This is a genomic window from Actibacterium sp. EMB200-NS6 (assembly GCF_001305615.1).
Lineage (GTDB): Bacteria > Pseudomonadota > Alphaproteobacteria > Rhodobacterales > Rhodobacteraceae > Actibacterium_A > Actibacterium_A naphthalenivorans.
In genome coordinates, this window is sequence record NZ_CP010869.1 from 418,591 (window position 1) to 442,980 (window position 24,390).

Genomic DNA, 24,390 nt, shown 5'->3' on the forward strand with positions numbered 1-24,390 from the left:
AAAAACGGACCATAGAGGGTCGCTGTCCGGGCTTCCCCTACAGTACCCTTGACGGCATATGTTGATTTTGCCCAAACTTGCGGCGCTCCAGAGGCGAATTCCTATGCGGTTTCGCTTCGCCCTTAGGGGTTTGAATAAGCCTAAGCCATCCGCAGGGATGGATCATCAGGAAGAGGTAAACATGAATAAATCCGTATTTTTTGGCGCGCTGGCATTTGTCGGCCTGGCGGCCGGCGCTTCGGCCGCCGCGACGCTGGACGATGTCAAGGCTCGCGGCAAGCTGAACTGCGGCGTGAACACCGGGCTTGTCGGCTTTGCCGCGCCGGACGCGAACGGCGTGTGGGGCGGCTTCGACGTGGCCCTGTGCCGTGCGGTCGCCGCCGCCACGCTGGGCGATGCCTCCGCGATTGAATTCGTGCCGCTGACCGGCAAGACCCGCTTTACCGCGCTGGCCTCGGGTGAGATCGACATGCTGTCGCGGAACACCACCTGGACCTTCTCGCGCGATGTGGACCTGAAGTTCGAATTCGTCGGCGTGAACTATTATGACGGTCAGGGCTTCATGGTTCCCAAGGCGCTTGGCGTGTCTTCGGCCAAGGATCTGGACGGCGCGACCGTCTGCATCCAGACCGGCACCACCACCGAGCTGAACCTCGCCGATTTCTTCCGCGTCAACAACATCAGCTACGAGCCGGTTCCGATCGAAACCAACGCCGAAGCGCAGCAGCAGTATCTGGCCGGCGCATGTGACGTCTACACCACCGACGCATCCGGCCTGGCCGCCACCCGCGCCACGTTCGAAGCGCCGGGCGATCATGTTCTGCTGCCCGAGATCATTTCCAAAGAGCCGCTGGGCCCGCTTGTGCGCCACGGCGATTCCGAATGGGCTGACATCGTGCGCTGGTCGTTCAACGCGATGGTTTCGGCCGAAGAACTGGGCATCACCTCTGCCAATGTCGAAGAGATGGCGAGCGGCACCAACAACCCCGAGATCAACCGTATCCTGGGCACCGAGGGCAACCTGGGCGAGATGCTGGGCCTCGACGCGGAATGGGCCAAGCGCATCATTCTGTCGGTCGGCAACTATGGCGAAGTGTTCGAGAAGAACCTTGGCGAAGCCACTCCGATCGGCCTGGCGCGCGGCCTGAACGCGCAGTGGACCGATGGCGGCCTGCTGTACTCGCCGCCGTTCCGGTAAAAAATTCGAAGGGCGCGGTCATTCCGCGCCCTTCTCCTATCTACAGTATCCAAAAAAATCACCTGGGGCCGGAACGCGCAAAGAACGCGTCGGGGATCACCAGGGAAACGGGGAAAGCCTGAATGACCACATTATCCGACGCTCCGAAGGAGTCGTTTCGGCTGAGTATGCTGATATACGACTCCCGGTACCGGTCTTTGACGATCCAGTTCGTCGCGCTTCTCGGGTTCATGCTTGTCGTGGCCTGGCTGGTCAGCAACACGCTCCAGAACCTGGAAGCCTTGGGAAAGCCCATCGATTTCGGCTTTTTCAGCGAACCGGCAAGCTATGACATCAACCAGCGCCTGATCGACTACAACTCGCGCGATTCGCATCTGCGGGCGTCTTTCGTCGGGCTTCTGAACACGCTGCTGGTGGCGGTGATGGGCTGTGCGCTGGCCACCGTGATGGGCGTTGTCATCGGGGTGATGCGGCTTTCCAAGAACTGGATGCTGTCGCGGATCATGACAGTGTATGTCGAGCTGTTCCGGAACGTGCCCGTCCTGCTGTGGATCGTGTTCTTCATGGCGATCCTGATCGAGACTCTTCCCCCCCCGAACGCGTTCCGGGGGGAAACGCCCTCTGCGTCGATGTGGCTGTGGGATTCGATGGCCGTGACCAACCGGGGCATCTATATGCCCGAACCACTGTTCAGCCGCGGGCTGGGCGATGTGTCGTTCTTCGGGGCGTTCAACATCAGTCTGGAACTGATTGCGCTGGTGGTGGCGCTGATCGCGGGCTTCTGGGCCTCTGGCCGGATCAAGGCCCGCGCCGACCGCATTCAGGAAGCTACCGGCGACCGCCCGACAACATGGTATCTGCGCCTTGCCGTCGTGGTGCTGCCGTTCGCGGTAATCCTGATCCTGCTGGGCTTTCATCTTGGCTACCCCGCGCTCAAGGGCTTCAACTTTCAGGGCGGCATCCATATGCGCAATTCGCTGATCGCGCTGTGGCTGGCCCTGTCGTTCTACACCGCGGCTTTCATAGCGGAAAATGTGCGCGCCGGTATTCTGGCCGTATCCGGCGGCCAGACCGAGGCGGCAGAGGCCCTGGGCCTGCGTCCGAACCGGATCATGAGCCTTGTGGTGCTGCCGCAGGCGCTGCGGGTGATCATCCCGCCGCTGATCTCGCAATATCTGAACCTGACCAAGAACTCCTCGCTCGCCATCGCGGTGGGGTACATGGATATCACCGGCACGCTCGGCGGGATCACCATGAACCAGACCGGGCGCGAGCTGGAATGCGTGCTGCTGCTGATGCTCGTCTATCTGATCATCTCGCTGAGCATTTCGCTGGTGATGAACTGGTACAACAAACGCGTAAAGCTGGTGGAGCGGTAATATGGCAAATGTCTCGTATGTCCGTAAGACGATGCTGCCCGAAAAGGCGCCGCCGGTTACATCGTCGGGGGTTCTGGGCTGGATCCGGGAGAACCTGTTTTCCACCCCGCTGAATGTCATCCTGACGCTGCTCTCCGCGGGATTCGCGTTCTATGTTCTGGCGTCGATCCTGCCCTGGATTTTCCAGTCGAGCTGGACCGCCGGTTCGCTCGGCGAATGCCGCGAGGTGATCAAGGCGACCTATGGCCCCGACGCGCATGGCGCCTGCTGGGCCGTGATCCGGGAACGCTATCTGCAGCTTATCTTCGGCTTCTACCCGGCCGAGCTTTACTGGCGCCCGATCCTGGCCTTCGTGCTGGCGCTGGTGGCGCTGGCGCCGGTGCTGTTCAGCGGCCTTCCGCGCCAGATGATGCGGTTTTCGGCCGTTGCCCCGTTCCTCGTGCCGTGGCTGTTGTGGGGCGGTACGTTCTGGGTGCCACTGATGGTGATCGCCGGTATCGCCGTGGGCGTGATTGCCTATAACCTTCTGTCCAGAACCGTCGGAAGCCTGGCCGGAATCATCGCCGCAGGCGTGTTGCCGGTGCTGTGGTGGATCTTCGTCACCAGCCCGCTGGCGTCCGGGCTGCAATCGATCATCCCGCTGGGGATCGAGGCGATCCCGAGCCGCAGTTTCGGCGGCTTCCTGCTGTCGATCACCATCGGGCTTGTCGCCATCACTGCTTCGCTGCCCATCGGCATTGTGCTGGCGCTGGGGCGGCAATCCGATCTGCTGATCGTCAAGACCCTGTGCGTGGGCTTCATCGAGTTCATTCGCGGCGTGCCGCTGATCACCCTGCTGTTCGTGGCGTCGGTTCTGCTGAACTATTTCCTGCCGCCGGGCACGGATTTCGACATCATCGTGCGGGTCATGATCATGGTGACGCTGTTCGCATCGGCCTATATGGCCGAGGTGGTGCGGGGCGGGCTTGCCGCCCTTCCCAGCGGCCAGTACGAAGCCGCCGATGCGCTGGGGCTGGACTACTGGAAGTCGCAGCGGCTGATCATCATGCCGCAGGCGCTGAAGATCTCGATCCCCGGCATCGTCTCGACCTTCATCAGCGTGTTCAAGGATACCACGCTGGTGTCGATCATCGGCCTGCTTGATCCGCTGGGCCTGTCGAAAGCCATTCGGGCAGATGTGAACTGGAACGGCATCGTGTGGGAGCTTTACGGCTTCATCGCGTTCGTCTTCTTCATCTTCTGTTTTTCCATGTCCCGCTACTCGATGTATCTGGAGCGCAAGCTTCAGACAGGCCATCGCTAAAGGAGTGACGTAATGTCTGAACTTGCAGTCAGCCGCGAAGTCGATCGCAGCAAGATGACGATCTCGGATGAGGTTGCCATCCAGATTATCGAAATGAACAAATGGTACGGCACGTTCCACGTGCTGCGCGACATCAACCTGACCGTCAACCGGGGCGAGCGGATCGTCATCGCCGGCCCGTCCGGTTCCGGTAAATCCACGCTGATCCGCTGTATCAACCGGCTGGAGGAACATCAGGCCGGCAAGATCATCATCGACGGTACCGAACTGACCTCGGATCTGAAGAATATCGACAAGATCCGATCCGAGGTCGGGATGGTGTTCCAGCATTTCAACCTGTTCCCGCATCTGACGATTCTGGAAAACTGCACACTGGCGCCGATCTGGGTGCGCAAGGTGCCGAAGAAGGAAGCCGAGGAAACGGCGATGCATTTCCTTGAAAAGGTGAAGATCCCCGAGCAGGCGCTGAAATATCCCGGCCAGCTTTCGGGTGGTCAGCAACAGCGCGTGGCGATCGCCCGCAGCCTGTGCATGCGTCCGCGGATCATGCTGTTCGACGAGCCGACCTCGGCGCTTGATCCCGAGATGATCAAGGAGGTTCTCGATACCATGATCGAGCTTGCCGAAGAGGGCATGACCATGCTCTGCGTGACCCATGAGATGGGCTTTGCCCGTCAGGTGGCGAACCGGGTGATCTTTATGGATCAGGGCCAGATCGTGGAACAGAACGAACCCGAAGAGTTCTTCAACAACCCCAAATCCGATCGGACCAAGCTGTTCCTCAGCCAGATTCTGGGGCACTGAGACCGGGGCCTCTTACGATTTCTGTCGGCAATTCACGTATCTCTTGTCGAATTGCCGACAAAACTCTGCCCGCGCCGCGTGGCGACACTTCGCAAAACACTGAACCTGCTGCCTTTCGCATGGCTGGCCCGCTTTTTGCTTGTGGGTTGGGTGCCGGCCGCTTCCCGCGCCGGTCTTGACATGCAAGGCCCGAGGCGCGCGCAAGATCGCCGCGCCCCGGGCCGCGATCTGAAAGGCAGGTTTCCAATGGCAACTATCACGTTTTCTTCGCCCATCATGAAGAGAGACAAGACCGTCTACGCCGTCGCCGGCAACACGGACACGATTCTCGGCCTTGCCGAAGAGCACGGCATTCCCATCCCCTTCGAATGCCGTGATGGCAACTGCGGTTCCTGCCTGATCGAGGTGACCTATCTGGAGGACAAGCCGAAGATGGCCGTGGCCCTGACCGAAAAGGAAAAGGCGCGTCTGAAGGAGTTGAAGAAGGTCACCCAGAAAGAGATCACCGAGGCCGAGGTGAACGACCTGCCGCCGCACTACCGGCTGGCCTGCCAGTATATCGCCCGGCACGAAGACATCCGGATCACCTTTACCGGCGAGCCGGGCGGTGCCTGAGCCGGGGAGGGTGGCATGAAGAACGTCGAGGAATTCCTGGTCTATGCGATCCGGCTGGAGTTTGACGCGGCCCAGCGGTGCGACGAGCTGGCCGAGGTGATGGAGAGTTTCGACAACAAGGACTGCGCCAGACTGTTCCGTACCCTGGCGAAATTCGCGCGGCTTCATCTGGAAGATGCCAAGAACCGGGGTGGATTCCGCGACTTGCCCGATTGGCAGACCTATGATTTCAAATGGCCCGAGGGTGAAAGCCCCGAGGCCGCCGAGATCTGGGCCGCTGACCCGATGCTGGCCAAGGTTGATGCGCTGGAAAACGCGCTGCGCAGCGAAAAGCGCAGCCACGATTTCTACAAGCATATCCGTGACACCACCACAGACCCCGAGATTCGCGCGCTGGCCCGCGAGTTCGTCGAGGAAGAGGCGGAGCATGTGGCCATCCTCGAAGGCTGGCTGCGGGGCGAAGAGGTGCTGCCGGCGGCCTGATCGGGGAGGCCTATTCCGCTTCCTGCAACTCGCGCGGAACGATGAAATCCACCGCGCTGCCGGCGCCAAAGTCGATGTCGGCCCAGTCTCGCCCCTCGAATTCCGCGACAAGCGTGGCGCAGGTCGGGTAACGGGTGAAATCCCTGTGATCGGGCGGAGCGGCCAGCAGGCGCGCGGCAAATTCACCGATGCCGGGGTTGTGGCCCAGCATCAGAACCGGGCTGGCGGCGCAATGGCGCAGCACCTCGAGCATCTGTTCGGGCGCGGCGTGGTAAAGCGCGGGCTCGCGCCGCATCAGCGTGGTGTCGGGAAACAGGGGGGCCATCCGATCCCATGTCTCCAGCGTGCGGCGTGCGGTCGAGCTGACCACCTCGGCCGGGACATGGCCATGCTGGTTCAGCCAGGAGGCGATGGCCGGCGCGGCGCGCTGGCCGCGCTTGTTCAGCACACGGTCGTGATCATCCTGCAACGGGTCATCCCAGCTGGATTTTGCGTGGCGGACAAGGATCAGGCGCAGGGTCATGTGTGAAAAGCTGCCATGTGGAAAGCCGATTGTTCGGGCATCCTGCCATAGGTTTCGCTGACAGGACAGGCCCGCCGGACCGCGCAGCCCCGGGCCATGCAATCCTGCCCGGCGGGGCCGTCCAGAAAGGCATGGCAGGCGTTCAGATCATAGCCCTGATCGGTCAGGGCGCCAGCGGGGCAAGCGCTGCGGCAGGGTTGCCCGGCACATGTGTCACAGGGGCGGGGCGGCGGCGGGGGCAGCGCCAGGCGTCGCGGCAGGGCCAGCGCGCCGCGGTAGGATACGAACAGCCCCGCCACATCATGCACCAACAGCGAAACCGGCGAAGGCCAGGCCCGGCCCGACCGTTCTGCCCAGCGGATGAAAGGCTGGAACGGCGGCCCGCCGAAGGGAAACAGCGCGGTCGCGCCCAGTTCATCCGCCAAGGCGCCGATGACGCGTGTGGACCAACGGTCGAGCGGGTCGGGGGCGCCGTCGCCAAATTCCGGCGCGGCGCTGACGCGGGGCCAGAAGCCCGGCTCATCCGGCCCCAACAGAACCAGTGTCGCGCAGCCTGCGGGCGCGGCATCAGCCGGGCCGGGATGGAAGGCGCCGAAAATGTCCAGAGCCTCGGCCCGGACCCGTGTGCGAAGGGCGGCGAAACCCGGCACCTGCCTAGCGCGGCTGCCGGATCAGAGAGCCCGCGCCGTGTTCGGTGAACAGCTCCAGCAGGCAGGCGTTGGGCGCGCGCCCGTCCAGGATCACAACCGCGCGCACGCCGCCCTCGATCGCGGCCAGCGCGGTTTCGGTTTTCGGGATCATGCCGCCGGCAATCACGCCTTCCGTGGTCAAGGCGCGAATCTGGTCGGGCGTCAGCTCGGTCACCACCTCGCCGCTGGCATCCTTGACGCCGGCCACGTCGGTCAGCAGCAACAGCCGGTCGGCCTTCAGTGCGGCGGCGATGGCCCCGGCGGCGGTGTCGCCGTTGACGTTGTAGGTCTCGCCGTTGCGCCCGGCGCCAAGCGGCGCGACAACCGGGATCATCTCTGCCGTGAAAAGCTGGCGCAGCACGGCGGGGTTCATCTCGGACGGGGTGCCGACAAAGCCCAGATCGGGATCGGTCTGATCGCAGATCATCATGTTGGCATCCTTGCCCGACAGGCCCACGGCCTTGCCCCCCTGGCGGTTGATCGCCTGCACGATGCGCTTGTTCACAAGGCCGGAGAGCACCATTTCGACCACTTTCACAGTGGCCTCATCGGTGACGCGCTTGCCCTTCACGAAGTCAGACTTGATGTCCAGCTTGGCCAGCATCTCGTTGATCATCGGGCCGCCGCCATGCACGATCACGGGATAGACCCCGACCTGCTGCATCAGCACGATGTCGCGCGCAAAGCTTTCCATCGCCACGTCATCGCCCATGGCGTGGCCGCCGAACTTGATGACGACGACGGCCTCATCGTAGCGCTGCAGATAGGGAAGCGCTTCGGAAAGCGTCCGGGCGGTGGCGATCCAATCGCGGTTCATGGCGGTCTGCTTCTTCATGGGTCGGGTCCTTGGCTGCCCGTTGGTAAACCGGCACCGCCCGCGCGGCAAGGCCCCGCGGGCGCCGCGCGGGTTACTCCAGCGTGGCGATGATGGCGCGCAGCGTTTCGATCCCGTCGCCCTTTTCAGAGCTCGTCACGACGATCTCGGGGAAGGAGGCGGGGTGTTTCGACAGGGCACCGCGCACCTGGTTCAGCACGTTCTCAAGGTCTTTGGGCTTTACCTTGTCGGCCTTGGTCAGCACCGCCTGAAAGGTCACGGCCGATTGGTCGAGCAGGGTCAGAATCTCTTCGTCCACCGCCTTTACCCCGTGGCGCGCGTCGATCAGAACGAAGGCGCGGCGCAGGGTCTGGCGGCCGGAAAGATAGGCTTTCAGCAGGCGTTGCCATTTCTGGACGACGGGCAGCGGCGCCTCGGCATAGCCATAGCCGGGCAGATCGACCAGATAGTGGCTGTCGCCCAGTGTGAAGAAGTTGATTTCCTGGGTCCGCCCGGGCGTGTTGGACGCGCGCGCCAGCGCCTTGCGCCCGGTCAGCGCGTTGATCAGGCTGGACTTTCCGACGTTGGAACGCCCGGCGAAGCAAACCTCGAGCCGGTCGGCGGGCGGCAGCCCGTCCATCGCGACGACGCCTTTCAGAAACTCGGTCTCTCCGGCGAACAGCAGGCGGCCACGTTCGGCGGTGGCGGCATCGGGGGCGTCGGCGACGGGGAAGGGAAGCTGCATCACAATACCTCTACCGGGTCGTTCACGGCAATTCGCCCGCCTGTCACAACCCTTGCGTTAACGCCGAAATCGCGGTGGCCCCAGGCATCCTGCAGCACCCGCAGGGTGGGGGCATCGCGCAGGCCGGTTACGGGGCTGGCCTCGGTGGCGCGGCAGCGCTCGATCCGCTCGACCACCTCAAGCTCGGCGGTGCCGATGCGCAGGGTCCGGCCGATCCAGTCGAACTCCGCCCAGGGGGCGGGCCCGTCAAGCCACAGGTTGCCACGAAACCGGCGTGGATCGAGCGGCTGGCCGATCTCCTGCGAAAACGCCCGCAGCGACGCCAGGCTCATCAGCGAGACCGAGGCGAAGGGCGCATCCGTCATCCCCTGCTCGGGCGCACGCACCAGCCGCGTCGGCGCGGGCCGGTCCGCAGGGCAGAGCGGGGCGATCCACGCGACCAGCTGCGCCCCGTCATTGTCGGGGTCGATGGTGATCTCGGGCCGCTCGGGGTGGCTGAACGTGATCCGCGCGCCCGACATGCGCGCAGACACCGCCATCAGCCGGGGCGCGGCGGCGCATTGCGCAAAGTTGCGGCGCGGCTGCCATTGGCCGGTATCGCCGGTATCGCCCGTCAGCACCGCCCATGCCCTGTCCAGCGGCAGGGGGCGCGCCGGGCAGAGCGTGGTGGCCGCGATCTCTTCCTGGCCGATACCCTTGACCGGATGGCGCCGGATATGCGCCAGCCGCGCCATCACTTGGCGTCCGGTTTGGGTTTCTTGCGGAAGGTCGACTTGATGTTGCCGAACACGTCAGGCTTGTAGCCCTGGCTGCGCATGATCAGGTATTGCTGGGTGAAGGTGATCGTGTTGTTCGCGATCCAGTAAAGCACCAGCCCGCTGGCGAACCGGCCCAGCATGAACATGAAGATCCAGGGCATCCAGCCGAAAATCATCGCCTGCGCCGGGTCGGTCGGGGCCGGGTTCAGCTTTTGCTGCAGCCACATCGACAGGCCCAGAAGGATGGGCAGAATGCCGATCGACGCGATGGCCAGAATGGAATTCGCATCCGGCGCCGCATAGGGCAGCAGGCCGAACAGGTTGAAGATCGAGGTCGGATCGGGCGCGGAAAGGTCGCGGATCCAGCCGAGCCAGGGGGCGTGACGCAGCTCGATCGTGACGAAGATCACCTTGTAGAGCGAGAAGAAGATCGGGATCTGCAAAAGGATCGGCAGGCAGCCCGACGCGGGGTTCACCTTTTCCTTCTTGTAGAGCGCCATCATCTCTTGCTGCAGCTTCTGGCGATCGTCGCCGGCGCGTTCCTTCAGCTTCTCCATCTCGGGCTGAAGCTCTTTCATCTTCGCCATCGAGACGTAGGATTTATACGCCAGCGGGAACAGCAGCGCCTTCAGCAGGAAGGTCAGCGCGATGATCGACCAGCCCATGTTGCCGATGAACCCGTTCAGGAAATGCAGAACCGCGAAAATCGGCTTGGTGAGGAAGAAGAACCAGCCCCAGTCGATCGAATCGACGAAACGGAAGATGCCCGTGTCATTCTGATAGTGGCGGATTTCTTCCCATTCCTTGGCGCCGGCAAAGAGCATCGTGTCGGCCTGTGCGGTCGCGCCCGGCGCGACGGTCATCACCGGCAGGCGCGATTCGACCTGATAGATATCGGCCTGGGCCACGTATTTCGCGACAGAGGTGAAGGGCTGGCCGGGCGCCGGGATCAGCGTGGTCATCCAGTATTTGTCGGTGAAGCCGACCCAGCCGTTTTCCTGCACCTCGGTCACCTCGGCGCGGGCGCCTTCACGCTCGACGAAATCCATGTCGGGCATCTTGCCGTATCCGATCTCTTCCAACGAAGTATCGTTCTGGCGCACGACGCCCTCGTGCAGGATGAAGAATTTCTTCGTCTCCGGCTCACCATGGCGGGCGACGATGCCATAGGGCGCCAGGCGAATGGGGGCGCCGGTGTTGTTTTCCACGCTCTGGGTGATGCTGAACATGAAATTGTCATCCACGGCGATCACGCGGGTGAAGGTGAGGCCGGCACCATTGTCCCAGCGCAGGGTGATCGGGCTGTCGGGTGTCAGCGTGTCGCCCTGCGCGAGCGTCCAGCGCGTTTGCGGGCCGGGCACGGCGGCGCTGTCCAGATCTCCGGCGGGGGCCCAGCCGTAGAGCGCGTAATAGGGGCGGGCGGTGCCGACCGGCGAGAGCAATGCGACCTTCGGCGAGGTCTTGTCGAGGGTTTCGTGGTAATCGCTGAGCGACAGCGTGTCGATCCGCCCGCCCAGAAGCGAGATCGAGCCCGACAGGCGCGCGGTGTCGATCGTGACGCGAGGGGCATCGGCGGCGGCGGGAGCCGTGGCGGCGGGCACCGGGGTGGGGGTGCCGGAGACAGAGGCCGGCGGCACGGGCGCGATGCCCGGCGCGGTGGCGGTTACCTGATCGGCGGGCGCCGGGCTTTGCTGTTCCGGCGGGAACAGAAGGAACCAGCCCACGATCACCAGAAAGCTGAGCGCGGTTGCGAGGATGAGGTTTTTGTTCTGATCGTCCATTCTTGGCCGCCATCTGTCCTTGGAAAGGTGATGGAGGTTCAACAGAACGCCGCCCCGAAGGTCAAGCGGTTTTCCCACCGCACCCGGGCTTAGCCCGCCTGCCGCCCAAGGCTGGCGGCCTGTTCCAGCTTTTCCTGATGTTTCAGCATCCAGGCAATGGTGTCTTCGAAGGGAATCGGACGGGCAATGCCGAAGCCCTGCACATGGCGGCAACCAAGCTGGGCCAGCATCGCATGTTCACCCACGGTTTCGACGCCCTCGGCCAGCGTGTCCAGGCCCAGCCCCTCGGCCATGGTCAGGATGGCCGCGACCATATCCTGCTGTTCACGGTCCTGGTCGACGCGGGTCACGAAGGAGCGGTCGATCTTCAGCCGGCCCACGGCGAAGCGCCGCACCGAGGCGATAGAGGCGTGGCCGGTGCCGAAATCATCCAGATCAATCCCGCATCCCAGTGCCGACAGGGCGGAAATATTGCGCGATATCATATCGTCCCCGGCATCCGAGACGACGCTTTCCAGCACCTCGATCGTCAGCCGTTCCGCGGTCAGGCCGAACCGGTCCAGCTCCCACCGGATCTTGTCGACCAGCCGCGGGTTGCGCAGCTCTTCGCCCGAGAAGTTCACCCCCACCGCCGGCACATGCACGCCGGCCTTGTCCCAGGAGCGCACCGCGGAAAGGGCGTTGAACAGCATCTCTTCGCTCAGCCGTTCCGACAGGCCGGCACGGGCGATGGCGCCAAGAAAATCCGATGGGGGAATCGGGCCACGCTCGCGCTGCGGCCAGCGCGCCAGCGCCTCGAACCCGGTGACCGCGCCGGTATCGGTCGAAATCTGCGGCTGGAACCATGCGACGATCTGGCCGCTCTCCAGGGCGGCGGATACCTCATCGGCCAGGTCGTGGCGCAGGTCTGCCGCCACCTGCATTTCGGCGGAAAACGCGCGGATGGCGCCCGGCCCGCTTTGTCGTGCGGTGCGCATCGCGGTTTCGGCGGCGGCCAGCATCGCGGCGCCATCGGCGGCGGGGCTGCGGCTGGCAAGGCAGAACCCGACCGAACTGGACAGATGCGCCGCGGTCGCATCGATGCTGATCGGCTCGCGCACCACATCCTGAAGCCGCCCGGCGATCTGCAGCAGCGTTTCCAGATCGGCGCGGCGGACCGGGCCGAGGGCAATGGCAAAACGTCCCTCGCCCAGGCGGGCCACGATATCGGAGCCGCGCAGCGCCCCGGCCAGCCGGTCGGCGACCCGCCCCATGGCAAGCTCCGCCGCCGGTGTGCCGAAGCGTTCGCCCAATCCATCCAGCCCCTCGACCGCGACCACCAGGCAGGCGGTGGTCAGGCCGCGGTCAGATGGGTTTTTCAGCGTCTTGTCCAGCAGCGCGACCACGGTTTCACGTGCAGCCCCTTGGCCCGCCGCAGGCTCGCCCCGCGCCGCGGGCGCGCCGAAGAGCGAATAGAGCAGGGGAAACATCAGAGCCGCCACCAGAAGCGCCTGTTCGCCGCCGATCCAATAGGCCGCCAGCGTGATCGCGGGCAGAAAAGCCATGCTTTGCGGCGGGCCAAACAGCGCGGCCCCGGCAGCGCGGGCGCGGTGCGGCACGAAACCAGAAAACCGAGACATCGGCGAAGCGTCCTCTTGCGGCGTGACCTTTTGGATCACCACTTGCCGCTCAGGCTAGGGCCGGTCTCTGTTCGGGAGATTAATCGAGCCGGGGAATCTGATGAGAATTTTCATCAACTTCGGCGCTTCCCCGCACCAGCCCGGCGAAGTCGAACAGTTTCGGGTCCAGCAGGTGCGAGGGGCGGGCGTTCATCAGCGCACGGAACATCACCTGGCGGCGGCCGGGGCTGTTGGCCTCCCACCCGTCCAGGATCGCCTTGACCTGCTGGCGCTGCAATCCGTCCTGGCTGCCGCACAGATCGCAGGGGATGATGGGATAGTTCATCGCCGTGGCGAAGCGTTCGCAATCAGCCTCGGCCACATGGGCGAGCGGGCGATAGACGAACAGGTCGCCCTCTTCGTTCACCAGCTTGGGCGGCATGGTGGCCAGCCGCCCGCCGTGAAAGAGATTCATGAAGAAGGTTTCGAGAATATCGTCGCGGTGATGGCCCAGCACCACCGCCGAACACCCTTCTTCGCGGGCGATACGGTAGAGGTTTCCGCGCCTCAGCCGCGAACACAGGGCGCAGAAGGTGCGGCCTTGGGGCACCTTGTCCATCACGACCGAATAGGTGTCCTGATACTCGATCCGGTGCGGCACCTGCATCTTTTCCAGAAACTCCGGCAGCACGGTGGCCGGAAACCCCGGCTGGCCCTGATCGAGGTTGCAGGCCAGCAGATCGACCGGCAACAGTCCGCGCCACTGCAGCTCATGCAGGGCGGCCAGCAATGTATAGCTGTCCTTGCCGCCTGACAGGCATACCAGCCAGCGCGCGCCGCGTTCGATCATGCCATATTGCTCGATCGCCTCGCGCGTATAGCGCACGATGCGTTTGCGGAGCTTCTTGAACTCCGTCGTCGAGGGCGCGCCGTGGAACAGCGGGTGGATGTCATCAAGATCGTCGAGCATGAATCCGGCTTTAGTGGAGTTGCGGATTTCGGGCAAGGGGGCCGGTGGCGCGCCGCGCTTCAGCCCTTGTCTGCGTCCTGCTCCGGCACCGGGTCATAGCCATCGCCGCCGAACGGGTGGCACCGCCCGATGCGGCGCAGCACCAGCCAGCCGCCCCGGATCGCGCCGTGCTTTTCCAGCGCCTCCAGCGCATAGGCCGAGCAGGTCGGCTGATAGCGGCAGCTCTTGCCGACCCAGGGGCTGAGAATCAGCCGGTAGGCGCGCACCGGAAGCGACAGGAGCCAGGCAAGCGGGGTCATGTGGGGTTCCCGTGGATTTTCTGCAACGCGCGTTTCAGGTCGCGTTCCATGTCCAGATAGGGATGGCTGGCCGTGGTTTCAGCGCGGCCGATCAGCACATAGTCCCAGCCGGGCTGCCCGTCCGTGGGCAGAACGGCGCGGGCGATGGCGCGCAGGCGGCGCTTGGCGCGGTTGCGCGCCACCGCGTTGCCGACCTTTTTGGAACAGGTATAGCCGATGCGGATCGCGCCGCTTTCGCCCTCTCCGGGGGCACGTTTGCGGGCCTGAAGGACGAACCCTTTGCTGGCCTGCCGTTTCGCCCGTGCCGCGCGCAGGAAATCGGCGCGTTTGGTCAGGGTCGTCAGACAAACGGAAACCGCCGGGGGCCTTGTCGTGGCGTCCGGCCTGGTGCCTGCCACGTCTGCCTCCGGCGGTGTCATGTCGAAATGCCTTCCGGCAGGTCTCAGGCGCTGAGCGACTTCCGGCCCTTCGCACGGCGTGCGTTCAGGATCTTGCGGCCGGCCTTGGTGGCCATGCGCGCACGGAAGCCGTGGCGGCGGCTGCGAACAAGGTTGCTCGGTTGAAAAGTGCGTTTCATCGCTTTGGCTCCGTCAGGACAGGCCCAAACCCCGTATGGATTCGAAGGCCGTTTACGTTCGAAGCCCGTCCTTTAGGGGCTGCGCGCGCGTAAGTCAATTCGCAGTATGCGGGTTTTGTGCAACATTTCCGGGCGGCCTGCGCCCGCATGTTACAAAGGCCGGGAAATACGCCCCGATCCTGCAACATTGGATCACCCGTGATCAAGGCACCGTGAAAGGGCTGTCGCACGGGGCGGTGCCGCCGCATGTTAGGGCAAAGCCGAGGACATCAGATGGACAAGCCCCCGATGAGCGATGCGACCCAGCCCCGAAAATCCGCGACCCTGCGCCGCCTGCCGCTGATCGCGGTCGTCGTGGTGGCGGTGATCGGGGCGTTCACGCTGCGTGACTATCTGTCGTTTCAGGCGCTGGCCGAAAACCATGAGGCGCTGATGGCCTTTCGCGATGCGCATTACCTGTGGACGGCGCTGGGTTTCATGGCGTTTTACGTGGTGATCGTGGCGTTCTCGCTTCCGGGGGCGACGATCGCCACGCTGACCGGCGGGTTCCTGTTCGGGCTGGTCCCCGGCGTCCTGTTCAACGTCACGGCGGCCACGATCGGGGCCACCGGCATTTTCATGGCCGCGCGCTGGGGCATGGGCGAAAGGCTGGCCGCGAAGATGGAGGCCAGCGGCGGGCTGATCAGGCAGTTGAAGGCGGCGATCCGCGAAAACGAGCTTTCGGTGCTGTTCCTGATCCGGCTTGTGCCGGCGGTTCCGTTTTTCGTGGCCAATATCATCCCGGCGCTGGTGGGGGTGTCGGTTGCCCGGTTCGTTGTCACGACCTTTTTCGGCATCATACCGGGCGGCGTGGTCTTCACCTGGGTCGGCGCCGGGCTGGGAGAGGTGTTCGCGCGGGGCGAGACCCCGGATCTGGGCATCATATTCGAGCCGCATATCCTGGGCCCGATTCTGGGCCTGTGCATGTTGGCGGCGCTGCCGATGCTGGTGAAAGCGCTGCGCCGAATGGGAGGGTTGTAAGATGGAACGGATCGAAACCGATCTATGCGTCATCGGTGCCGGGTCCGCCGGGCTGTCTCTGGCGGCGGGGGCGGTGCAGATGGGCGCGCGGGTGGTGCTTGTCGAGGGGCACAAGATGGGCGGCGATTGCCTGAACTATGGCTGCGTGCCGTCCAAGGCGCTGCTGGCGGCGGGGGCGCGGGCGCAGGCGGTGCGCGATGTGGCCTTCGGCGTCACCGCAGCCGCGCCGCAGGTGGATTACGCCGCCGCGAAGGATCATGTGGCCCGCGTGATCGCCACCATCGCCCCGCATGACAGTGTAGAGCGGTTCGAGGGGCTGGGGGTGACGGTGATCCGCGCCTACGGGGCTTTCACCTCGGGCCGCGAGCTTCAGGCGGGGGACACGCTGATTTCGGCGCGACGCTTCGTGATCGCCACGGGCTCGTCGCCCTTCGTGCCGCCGATCCCCGGCATCGAGGATGTGCCCTGTTTCACCAATGAAACCATTTTCGATCTGCGCGAGAAGCCGGAGCATCTGATCATCATCGGCGGCGGGCCCATCGGCATGGAGATGGCGCAGGCGCATCTGCGGCTGGGCTGCGCGGTGACGGTGATCGAAGGCGCGAAGGCGCTGGGCAAGGACGACCCGGAACTGGCGGCGGTGGTGCTGGAACAGCTGCGGGCCGAGGGGGCGGAGATTGTCGAGGGCCAGCAGGCCGCGAAGATTTCGGGCGGGGCGGGGAACATATCCGTCGAAACCGGGGGTGGCGCGGTTTACACCGGCACGCATCTGCTGATGGCGGTGGGGCGCAAGGCCAATACCGATCGGCTGAACCTTGCGGCGGCGGGGGTCGAGGTGACGAAGGCGGGTGTCAAGGTCGGGCCGGATCTGCGCAGCACCAACCGGCGCATCTATGCGATCGGCGATGTGGCGGGGGGGATGCAGTTCACCCATGTGGCGGGGTATCACGCCGGTGTGGTCATCCGGTCGATCCTTCTGGGGCTGCCGTCGAAGGCGCGCACCGATCACATTCCCCGCGTGACCTATACCGACCCGGAACTGGCGCAGGTCGGCCTGACCGAGGCAGAGGCACGCGCGGCGCATGGCGAGAAGCTCAGCGTGGTGCGGTTCGATTACAGCGGCAATGACCGTGCCATTGCCACCGGCAAGACCACCGGCCTGATCAAGGTGATGGTGGTGAAGGGGCGCCCGGTGGGGGCCTCGATCGTGGGGGCGGAGGCGGGCGAGCTGATCGGGATCTGGGCGCTGGCCATCGCCAACGGGCTGAAAATGAGTGCCGTTACCAACATGGTGGCCCCTTATCCGACCCTGGGGGAGGTTAACAAGCGGGCCGCGGGTGCCTATTTTTCTCCGAAGTTGTTTGATAATCCCTGGGTCAAGCGGGCGGTGGGCCTCGTCCAGAAGGTTCTGCCCTGATCCGCCGTCAGAGGCTGCGCATGTTCCTGAAATCACTTTCCGGCCGGTTCCTGATGCTGACGGTGGCTTTCGTCATGCTGGCCGAAGTGCTGATCTTTGTGCCCTCGATCGCCCGGTTCCGCGAAGATTACCTTTTGTCGCATCTTGAACGGGCGCAGATCGCCTCGCTGGCGCTGCTGGCGGGGGAAGACATGATCGACGACGCGCTGGAGCAGGAGCTTTTGCGCAACGCCGGGGTCTTCAACGTGGTGCTGCGCCGCGACCAGGCGCGGCAACTCGTGCTGTCTTCGCCCATGCCGGGCGAAATCGCGGAAAGCTTTGATCTGCGCGCCGACAGTTCGCTCGATCTGATGCGCGATGCTGTGCTGCGCCTGCTGGACCCGCAGGACAGGGTGATCCGCGTGATCGGCCAGCCGGTGCAGGATGCCGGGCTGCTGATCGAGGTCACCATGGCCTCGGGGCCGCTGCGCATGGCGATGATCGACTACGGGTTGCGCATTCTTGCCCTCTCGGCGGTGATTTCGGTGATCACGGCCTCGCTGCTGTTCTTCGCGGTGCGCCGCATTCTGGTGATGCCAATCCGCAGGTTGGTGGACGCGATCCAGAGCTACGCCGGCGCGCCGGAGGACAACCGGCGGATCATCGAGCCCAGCTCGCAGGTGTCGGAACTGCGCGAGGCCGAGATTGCCCTGCAATCGATGGAGCACCAGCTGACCTCGGCCCTGCGCCAGAAAGAGCGGTTGGCCCAGCTTGGCGGGGCGGTGGCCAAGATCAGCCACGATCTGCGGAATATCCTGACCACCGCCCAGCTTTTCGCGGACAGGATGGAAAACAGCCAGGACCCGGCCGTCAAGCGCGCCGCGCCCAAGATCGTCGGCTCGATCTCGCGCGCCGTGAACCTGTGCGAAACGACGCTGGCCTTCGGCAAGGCCGAAGAGCCGCCTCCGGCGCTGAACCGCATCTTTCTGGCCGCCATCGTCAACGATGTGGTCGACAGCGAGCGGCTGGCGGCCGGCGACCACGACATCAGCTTCAGCGAGGATGTGCCGGCGGGGCTGGTGCTGCGGGCGGATGGCGAACAGTTGTTCCGGGTCTTGTCCAACCTGATCCGCAACGCGCGGCAGGCCATCGTGGCCAGCGGCCGCACCGGCGAGATCAACATCCGTGCCGACGAGGATCTGCATGAATGGACGATCCAGGTCGCCGACACCGGCCCCGGCCTGCCGCCCAAGGCGCGGGACCATCTGTTTCAGCCGTTCCAGGGCGGCACGCGCAAGGGCGGCACCGGGCTCGGCCTTGCGATTTCCGCCGAACTGATCCGCGGGCACGGCGGGCGGCTGGCCCTCGAACGGTCCGACGGGGAAGGGACGGTGTTTGTGATCCACCTGCCCAAGGGTGTGGCGATACATGAGGCGGCAGCGGAATGATTTCTGATTTCGCTCTTGCAAACCCCGCGGAGCGCCGCTAAATCACGCCTCCACGCGCTGGTAGCTCAGTTGGATAGAGTACTTGACTACGAATCAAGGGGTCGGGGGTTCGAATCCTCCCCAGCGCGCCAATTTACCAGTGTGGGATTTCAGGCAAAGCTGACTTTCATGTCAGTTGCCTTGGCGGCGAAGTCGCCGGAAACCATGGCCTTCATCGCCTCCTCCATCATCCGGGCCCACCAACACGCAGCCGGCAGAAAAAAGGCGGCGCGGATCACGCCATCGGTCGCTCTCGTGGCGGACTGAGTACCAAGATCAACGCGGTCGTGGATGAGGTGGGCCTGCCGATCCGGCTGACACTCCGCCCCGGCCAGGCCAGTGACAAAGCCGCCGCGCCTGAGCTGATTGACAGTTTCACGCGCACGGCCCATGTCGTGGCCGACCGCGGCTATGATGCGATGGCCCTGGTCGAGCGGATCGAGGCCGGGACTGAACACCTTATGTGTCTCGGCCCTGCTATAAATGCCCCGTCACCGATCCCGGCCAGGACCGGCGACGGGGTGGGATTCAGCGCTGAACATCTTGTGGCCTGACCACGTTTTCTAGCAGGCTGATCCCGCCTCTCCTCACCGTCTCGAACAGTTGACGGCGGCCCGCTGTGCGGGACCGCGAAGCATAAGGAAGAGAGAGTGACATGATAGCAGCAACGACTGTGGTCGGGATAGATGTGTCCCGCGACTGGCTGGACGGGTTTTGCGTTCCCGGCGAGCAAAGGTTCCGGTTGGCGAACTCGGTCGAGGGTCACGACCAGCTGATCGCGGCGATCCGGGAGATGCCCGGTGCGGTCAAGACCGGCTTCGAGGCGACAGGGGGTCAGGAATGGGTACTCTGGGCCAGGCTCGTCGCGGAAGGGATCGAGGCAACGCAACTGCCCCCGGCACAGATCAAGGCCTTTGCCCTTTCCCGGGGGACAAGGGCGAAGACAGACCGGATCGATGCCGAACTCATCGCCCGGTTCATGCTGTCCCGACCAGAAGCAGGGCGAATGCTGCCGAGCGAGAACCTGCGTATTCTCAGAGCCTTGACGACACGGAGGGCCCAGATCGTCGACATGCGCAAGCGGCTGTTGGCGCAGATCGCCGCGCGCAAAAAGCAAGACGTCCCCGCCGGGGTCGAGGGCATGGACGAGGATCTCAAGGCCATGCTGGATACCCAGGTTGGTGACCTTGAACGCCGGATCGAATGCGCCATCGCGCAGGAGGAGACTTCTGCTGCTAAGGCAAGGCTCCTGCGATCCATCCCCGGCATCGGTCCGGTCTCTGCGGCCATGTTGATTGCGGAAATGCCGGAGCTCGGCCGGATGACCGCCGGCGAGGCCGCCGCCATGACCGGCCTCGCGCCAGTGCCTCACGACAGCGGAACGATGCGCGGCAAGCGCACGATCGCCGGAGGACGGCGGGCGCTGCGCCATGTGCTGTTCCAGGCCGCACTCGCTGCCGCCTGTCACAACCCGGTTCTGAAGCCAGTCGCACAGCGCCTCAAGACACGTGGCAAACCACACAAACTTGTCATCATCGCCATCGCCCGCAGGCTCGTCACCATCGCAAACGCCATCCTCAAAGCCGGAACCCCATGGCGGTCCCAACCCGTCCCGTAGACACAGTTGCTAGGCGAAGGCGTCGGTGCAACGGTCATGGCGAACAAGGCGGCAAGTGCCGCCCATCCGGTCATGATGCCAGACGCCAGCATTGGTGCTCCTCGGCCCGCGACGCGACTGGAACCGACCATCCCGAAAAATCGGGACTCGGGAAAAACGTCGCTTCAAGACCACAAGTACCGCAGAGGCAGAATATTCCGAAACAGGCGGCTGATGTACAGCCTGTGGTGGTCGGTGGAGCGATCAAGCCAGCATCGAGCGCAGCGCCTCCATCAGCTCGTTTTCGTCGATCGGTTTCTTGACGAATGGCACGTTCTGATAGCTGAAATCGCACATCATGGTCGTGTATCCGCTTGTCACGACGAAAGGGATGCCGCTCTGGTGAAGGGCATCCGCCACGGGTTGTGAGGACTGCCCGCGCAGGTTGAGATCCAGCGTGGCAACATCAGGCCTGAGATCCGCGACCGCCTGGAGGGCTTTCTGGACGCTCGGAACGATACCGACCACCTCTAGACCCTTTTCCTCGAGCAGGTTCTGCAGGTCGATGGCAAGGAGGATCTCATCCTCCACGATCAGAATTCGACGCCCTCTGAGTGCGTCAGGAGTGATCGGCACTGCGGCATCTTCCTTTCATGCCAATGGAAATTCTAGTCTCATGGTCAAACCGTCCGGCGCAAGGTTATGTTCCACCGTGCCGTCAAGTTCGTAGCTTCCCGCCTGTTCGATCAGCTTCATTCCGAATCCCGACGACGCGCTCGCCGCCACCCTGGGGCCGTCCCTTTCCCGCCAGATCAGGAACGCCCGCCTGTCGTTGTCCGCTCCGCCGATTTTCCAGGTGACTTGCAGCCTGCCTTCTTCGTTTGAAAGGGCGCCGTACTTGGCGGCGTTGGTGCCGAGTTCGTGCAGAACCAGCGCCAGGGACAAGGCCTGTCGGGGCGACAGCGCGACTGATGGCCCGTCAAGATCCAGCCGGCCGTCGCCCGGGCGCCCGTAGACCGAAAGCGTCGCCTCTGCCAGCCTGCCCAGGTCCGCGACCTTCCAGTCCGTCTCGAGCAACTGATCGTGGGCATGGGCCAGGGCGCGGATCCGGCCGACAAGCTGATCCCTGTAATCCTCGACCGTTCGTCCCTCGGTGGAGGGTTGCCGGGCAAGGGCCTGAACCACGGCCAGCGTGTTTTTCACCCGGTGGCTGAGCTCGTGTTTCAGCATTTCCTGATGGGTTTCCGCGCGCTTCCGGTCGCTGATATCGCGGAACAGGATACCCAGTTTCCGTTCGTTAACCGTACCGACGGGGAAGATATAAGCCTCGAAGTACCGGCCAAGCGCCCGCGCCGGGGCTTCAAAACGCTCCGCTTCGCGAGTCATCGAGATGCGGCCGAGAGTTTCGTACCAGTCCTGCTCCAGATCGGGAACGATCTCTCTCGCCGTCTTGCCGACCGGCGCATCCAGCCCGGTCTGCCGGTGAAAGGCCTCGTTGACCTCGAGGAACCGGCAGTCCGTGACGGTGTCCGTCCCGTCGAAGAGAACTTCGAGAACGCTGAACGCCTCGTCAATCGAGTTGAAGAGATCCTGGTACTCCTGCTGACTCGACTGAAGCCGCCGTTCGGTTTCCCGCCGTGACGTCACGTCGATGAAACTGAGGACGACGCCCTCGATCCGGTCCTCCACCGTCCGGTAGGGCCTGAGCCGCATCATGAACCACCGGCCGTCCTGGCTCTGCACTTCGGCCTCGACCATGGTCAGGTCGCGCAGCACGCGCCGCGCCTCGTCCTCGATTCCGTCATGGCGCAGGCGGTGCGTGAAGTCGGTGATGTTCCGTCCGACGTCCATGTCGGTGATGTTGAAAAGATCTGCCGTCGGCGGGGTGAACATCCGGATCCGGAGCTTGGAGTCGAGAAACAGCGTGCCGATCTCGGTCGCCATGGTGAGGTTGCGCAGGTCGCTGTGCGCGGTCGAGATGTTATCGAGCTTGCTCTTCAGCTCGGCATTCACCGTCTGAAGCTCCTCGTTCATCGACTGAAGCTCTTCCTTCGACGTCTCCAGTTCTTCCGACGTGGAGCGATATTCCTCGTTGATGGATTGCAGTTCCTCGTTCGCCGCCCGCAAATCCTCGATCGCCGTTTCATGTTCGGCCCGGCTGACGACCAGGGCCTCCTGCGCCGCCTCCAGCTCACTTATCAGGCCTCGCATGTCGTCGCTGTCCGAGGCCAACCTCTCTTCCGCGGTGGTGTCGTCCGAAAGCGCGGGGCCCGCGTCCAGGAACAGGACGAGTCCGCGGGCGGGACGGGAATCCGTCGACGGCACACGCGAGATCTGCATCGCGACGCGCCGGCGGTCTCCGTCGATGTCTATGGGAACAGGATGTGTCAAAAGGCCCGACTTGCCCAGGAACGCCCGGTCCAGTCCGACCTTGAGGTCAAGCCGCAGTTCGGGGCGCACGACATCTGAAAGCTTGCTCGAGAAAGAGCCGGCAGGGTGCAGGATGAACCGTCCGACATTGGGCGACAAGTGCAGGATCTGACCGCTTTCGTCGACCAGCACGCTTGGCGGTGCGTTTGTTTCGAGCGCGCGGGCATGTGTTTCCGCCGGGACCGGCTGCCGCGACTGCGCGGCGTCCACCGGGCGTCCGCCTGGCCGGTATACGTCTTCGGTGGATACGTGCGGCAGCGCGGGCATCTGCCGCCGTCCCGTGGCTTTCGCCCGGAAGATGCGCGCTTCCCGGTCGATGATGGCAAAGAATCTCGTCGCCGGATCCGCCGATTCAGCCGATCCCAGGAACAGGCATCCATTCGATTTCAGCCCGTAGTGGAACAGGTTCAGCAGCTGTTCCTGCAGGGCGCGTTCCAGGTAAATCAGCAGGTTACGGCAGACGATAAGGTCCAGCCGCATGAACGGCGGATCCTTCAGGACGCTGTGAGAGGCGAACAGCACGATGCCCCGCACCTCCTTGCGCACCCGGTAGTGCGTGCGCTCGTCCACGAAGAACCGGCTCAGCCGCTCCTCCGAGACGTCAGCCGCGATCGACTTGGGATACCGGCCTTCGCGCGCGGTCCCTAGGGCACCTTCATCGAGGTCGCTGGCGAAGATCTGGATCTGCGGGCAGACCTTGAGCTTTTCGGCCTCCTCCAGCAGGATGATCGCGAGGCTGTAGGCTTCTTCCCCTGTCGCGCAGCCCACTGACCAGACGCGCACATCCTGCTGCAGGCTGCCGGCGTCCTCGACCAGCGGGGAAAGTACCTTCGTCGTCAAGCACTTGAAATGGTCCTCATCCCGGAAGAACTGCGTGACCGAGATCAGCAGGTCGCCGAAAAGCTCCTGCGCCTCTTCGGGTGCGGTCCTCACGTATTCGCCGTATTCCCTGAGATCGGTGATCCGGCACACCTGCATCCGGCGCAGGACGCGCCGCATCACGGTGGCCCGCTTGTAACTTGAGAAGTCATGCCCGGTCCGGGCACGAAGGAAGGCAACGATCCTGCGCAGGTCGTTGGATGCGCTGTCCTGGTCCAAGGATCGCACCGCTTCTTTGCTTCTGGCAACCTCCGAGATCCGCTCGGCGAGGGTGCTGAGGGGCGCGATGAAACTGACAACTCCTGTCGCGATCGCGTTCTGCGGCATCGCGCTGAATTCGGCCTCCGACGGTTCCTGCGCGAAGACGACGCCGCCGGCCTCCTGTATGGCCCGGACGCCGGAGGATCCGTCATCGCCTGCGCCGCTCAGGATCACCGCCATGCCGTCGCCACGGGCCGAGGCGACAGACCGGAAGAACACGTCGACCGGCGCACGCCGGCCGCGCGGTTCCGTGAAATCGCGGGCATGAACGTTGTCACCTTCGATCACCAGTTCCTCGTCCGGGGCGATGACGTAGACGTGGTTTGCGCAGAGTTCTGGCGTGTCGTTGACCTGGTGCACCGGCATTCCCGTGCACCCGCCAATGATCTGGGCAAGAACGCTCGGATGCTCCGGGGACAGATGGACGATAATGACGTAGGCCAGCCCGAGATCCTCGGGCAATTGGCTGAAAAGGTGTCGAAGAGCTTTGACGCCTCCGGCCGAGGCTCCAATGGCGCAGATTGGGATATTGCTGCTGATGGCAGCTGAGGTGGGCGGCGGGTTTTCCGGGGCGCTCATGTATTCTCCATGGCGGCCCCGCACCGCTGCCGAATGCAGACTGGCAGGGCCACCGTTCGTCAATCTGTAACGCCGATCGGCCATTCTCTCCAGCCTTCGCGTATTCCATGTGATCGTGCGTTGCCTACTGGCCAGGGCCGCTTTCGTCCTGATTGCACTGGCCGGCCATTTCATCGTGGCCTTGAAACCCTGGCGCAATCAGTGC

General features: G+C 64.1%; 23 protein-coding genes, 1 tRNA gene and 1 pseudogene. 12 read left to right on the top strand and 13 right to left on the bottom strand.

Features of this window, described 5'->3' with window-relative positions; all coding sequences use genetic code 11:
- Window positions 1-181: 181 nt before the first annotated feature.
- The 6 genes from TQ29_RS02105 (at window position 182) to TQ29_RS02130 (ending at window position 5,782) form a co-directional block, all read left to right on the top strand.
- Window positions 182-1,198 (top strand): amino acid ABC transporter substrate-binding protein, encoded by a 1,017-nt coding sequence (locus TQ29_RS02105; RefSeq protein ID WP_037209338.1) that lies wholly within the window; start codon window positions 182-184, stop codon window positions 1,196-1,198.
- A gap of 122 nt (window positions 1,199-1,320) precedes the next feature.
- Window positions 1,321-2,577 carry an amino acid ABC transporter permease gene (locus tag TQ29_RS02110; protein ID WP_054537824.1) on the top strand — a complete coding sequence of 419 codons (1,257 nt, stop codon included), beginning with the start codon at window positions 1,321-1,323 and terminating at the stop codon, window positions 2,575-2,577.
- Window position 2,578: 1 nt separating this feature from the next.
- Window positions 2,579-3,880 carry an amino acid ABC transporter permease gene (locus tag TQ29_RS02115; RefSeq protein WP_054537825.1) on the top strand — a complete coding sequence of 434 codons (1,302 nt, stop codon included), beginning with the start codon at window positions 2,579-2,581 and terminating at the stop codon, window positions 3,878-3,880.
- 12 nt (window positions 3,881-3,892) lie between these two features.
- The gene (locus TQ29_RS02120; protein WP_037209343.1) at window positions 3,893-4,684 is read left to right on the top strand and encodes an amino acid ABC transporter ATP-binding protein; all 792 of its coding nucleotides are present in this window, start codon (window positions 3,893-3,895) and stop codon (window positions 4,682-4,684) included.
- Window positions 4,685-4,930: 246 nt separating this feature from the next.
- Window positions 4,931-5,299 carry a 2Fe-2S iron-sulfur cluster-binding protein gene (locus tag TQ29_RS02125; RefSeq protein WP_054540284.1) on the top strand — a complete coding sequence of 123 codons (369 nt, stop codon included), beginning with the start codon at window positions 4,931-4,933 and terminating at the stop codon, window positions 5,297-5,299.
- A gap of 15 nt (window positions 5,300-5,314) precedes the next feature.
- On the top strand, window positions 5,315-5,782 hold the full coding sequence (locus TQ29_RS02130) for a ferritin family protein (protein WP_054537826.1): 468 nt from the start codon (window positions 5,315-5,317) through the stop codon (window positions 5,780-5,782).
- Between the two features lie 10 nt (window positions 5,783-5,792).
- On the opposite strand, the gene TQ29_RS02135 is transcribed toward TQ29_RS02130, so the two are convergent.
- From TQ29_RS02135 to rpmH, 11 genes are all read right to left on the bottom strand, one after another.
- Window positions 5,793-6,305 (bottom strand): histidine phosphatase family protein, encoded by a 513-nt coding sequence (locus TQ29_RS02135; protein ID WP_054537827.1) that lies wholly within the window; start codon window positions 6,303-6,305, stop codon window positions 5,793-5,795.
- A complete protein-coding gene (locus tag TQ29_RS02140) occupies window positions 6,302-6,955 on the bottom strand; it encodes a hypothetical protein (RefSeq protein WP_054537828.1) in 654 nt (217 codons plus the stop codon). Before TQ29_RS02140 ends, TQ29_RS02135 begins: the two co-directional genes overlap by 4 nt.
- A 4-nt stretch (window positions 6,956-6,959) precedes the next feature.
- Entirely contained in the window at window positions 6,960-7,829 is an 870-nt protein-coding gene (argB, locus tag TQ29_RS02145; protein WP_037209348.1) for an acetylglutamate kinase, read from the bottom strand.
- Window positions 7,830-7,902: 73 nt separating this feature from the next.
- A complete protein-coding gene (gene yihA / locus TQ29_RS02150; protein WP_054537829.1) occupies window positions 7,903-8,553 on the bottom strand; it encodes a ribosome biogenesis GTP-binding protein YihA/YsxC in 651 nt (216 codons plus the stop codon).
- Window positions 8,553-9,287 (bottom strand): MOSC domain-containing protein, encoded by a 735-nt coding sequence (locus TQ29_RS02155; RefSeq protein ID WP_157445494.1) that lies wholly within the window; start codon window positions 9,285-9,287, stop codon window positions 8,553-8,555. The genes yihA and TQ29_RS02155 overlap by 1 nt, the downstream gene beginning before the upstream one ends.
- Window positions 9,287-11,092, bottom strand: a complete 1,806-nt coding sequence (yidC, locus tag TQ29_RS02160; RefSeq protein ID WP_054537831.1) for a membrane protein insertase YidC — start codon at window positions 11,090-11,092, stop codon at window positions 9,287-9,289. Before yidC ends, TQ29_RS02155 begins: the two co-directional genes overlap by 1 nt.
- A gap of 89 nt (window positions 11,093-11,181) precedes the next feature.
- Window positions 11,182-12,711, bottom strand: coding sequence for a bifunctional diguanylate cyclase/phosphodiesterase (locus TQ29_RS02165; protein WP_054540285.1), 1,530 nt, complete (start codon window positions 12,709-12,711; stop codon window positions 11,182-11,184).
- Between the two features lie 79 nt (window positions 12,712-12,790).
- Window positions 12,791-13,660, bottom strand: a complete 870-nt coding sequence (ttcA, locus tag TQ29_RS02170) for a tRNA 2-thiocytidine(32) synthetase TtcA (RefSeq protein ID WP_037210839.1) — start codon at window positions 13,658-13,660, stop codon at window positions 12,791-12,793.
- Window positions 13,661-13,719: 59 nt separating this feature from the next.
- Window positions 13,720-13,959: a membrane protein insertion efficiency factor YidD gene (yidD, locus tag TQ29_RS02175; protein ID WP_054537832.1), complete on the bottom strand. Its 240-nt coding sequence runs from the start codon at window positions 13,957-13,959 to the stop codon at window positions 13,720-13,722.
- Entirely contained in the window at window positions 13,956-14,378 is a 423-nt protein-coding gene (gene rnpA / locus TQ29_RS02180) for a ribonuclease P protein component (RefSeq protein ID WP_037210844.1), read from the bottom strand. The genes yidD and rnpA overlap by 4 nt, the downstream gene beginning before the upstream one ends.
- Before the next feature lie 23 nt (window positions 14,379-14,401).
- Window positions 14,402-14,536, bottom strand: coding sequence for a 50S ribosomal protein L34 (gene rpmH, locus TQ29_RS02185; protein ID WP_037210846.1), 135 nt, complete (start codon window positions 14,534-14,536; stop codon window positions 14,402-14,404).
- Between the two features lie 273 nt (window positions 14,537-14,809).
- On the opposite strand from rpmH, the gene TQ29_RS02190 reads away from it, so the two are divergent.
- The 6 genes and pseudogenes from TQ29_RS02190 (at window position 14,810) to TQ29_RS02215 (ending at window position 20,057) form a co-directional block, all read left to right on the top strand.
- Window positions 14,810-15,556 carry a TVP38/TMEM64 family protein gene (locus tag TQ29_RS02190; protein ID WP_235974402.1) on the top strand — a complete coding sequence of 249 codons (747 nt, stop codon included), beginning with the start codon at window positions 14,810-14,812 and terminating at the stop codon, window positions 15,554-15,556.
- Window position 15,557: 1 nt separating this feature from the next.
- A complete protein-coding gene (locus TQ29_RS02195) occupies window positions 15,558-16,973 on the top strand; it encodes an NAD(P)/FAD-dependent oxidoreductase (RefSeq protein WP_054537833.1) in 1,416 nt (471 codons plus the stop codon).
- A 20-nt stretch (window positions 16,974-16,993) separates the two neighbouring features.
- On the top strand, window positions 16,994-18,400 hold the full coding sequence (locus TQ29_RS02200) for a HAMP domain-containing sensor histidine kinase (RefSeq protein WP_054537834.1): 1,407 nt from the start codon (window positions 16,994-16,996) through the stop codon (window positions 18,398-18,400).
- Window positions 18,401-18,454: 54 nt separating this feature from the next.
- Window positions 18,455-18,531 (top strand) — tRNA-Arg (locus TQ29_RS02205).
- Between the two features lie 126 nt (window positions 18,532-18,657).
- Window positions 18,658-18,858, top strand: a pseudogene (locus TQ29_RS21255) (transposase); the annotation flags it as partial.
- A gap of 236 nt (window positions 18,859-19,094) precedes the next feature.
- Window positions 19,095-20,057, top strand: a complete 963-nt coding sequence (locus TQ29_RS02215; RefSeq protein WP_207642690.1) for an IS110 family transposase — start codon at window positions 19,095-19,097, stop codon at window positions 20,055-20,057.
- 243 nt (window positions 20,058-20,300) lie between these two features.
- Here the strand turns inward: TQ29_RS02215 and TQ29_RS02220 are convergent, their stop codons facing one another.
- Together TQ29_RS02220 and TQ29_RS02225 are read right to left on the bottom strand one after the other, a co-directional pair.
- Entirely contained in the window at window positions 20,301-20,672 is a 372-nt protein-coding gene (locus tag TQ29_RS02220; RefSeq protein ID WP_054537836.1) for a response regulator, read from the bottom strand.
- Between the two features lie 15 nt (window positions 20,673-20,687).
- Entirely contained in the window at window positions 20,688-24,185 is a 3,498-nt protein-coding gene (locus TQ29_RS02225; protein WP_082386496.1) for a chemotaxis protein CheB, read from the bottom strand.
- Window positions 24,186-24,390: the final 205 nt, after the last annotated feature.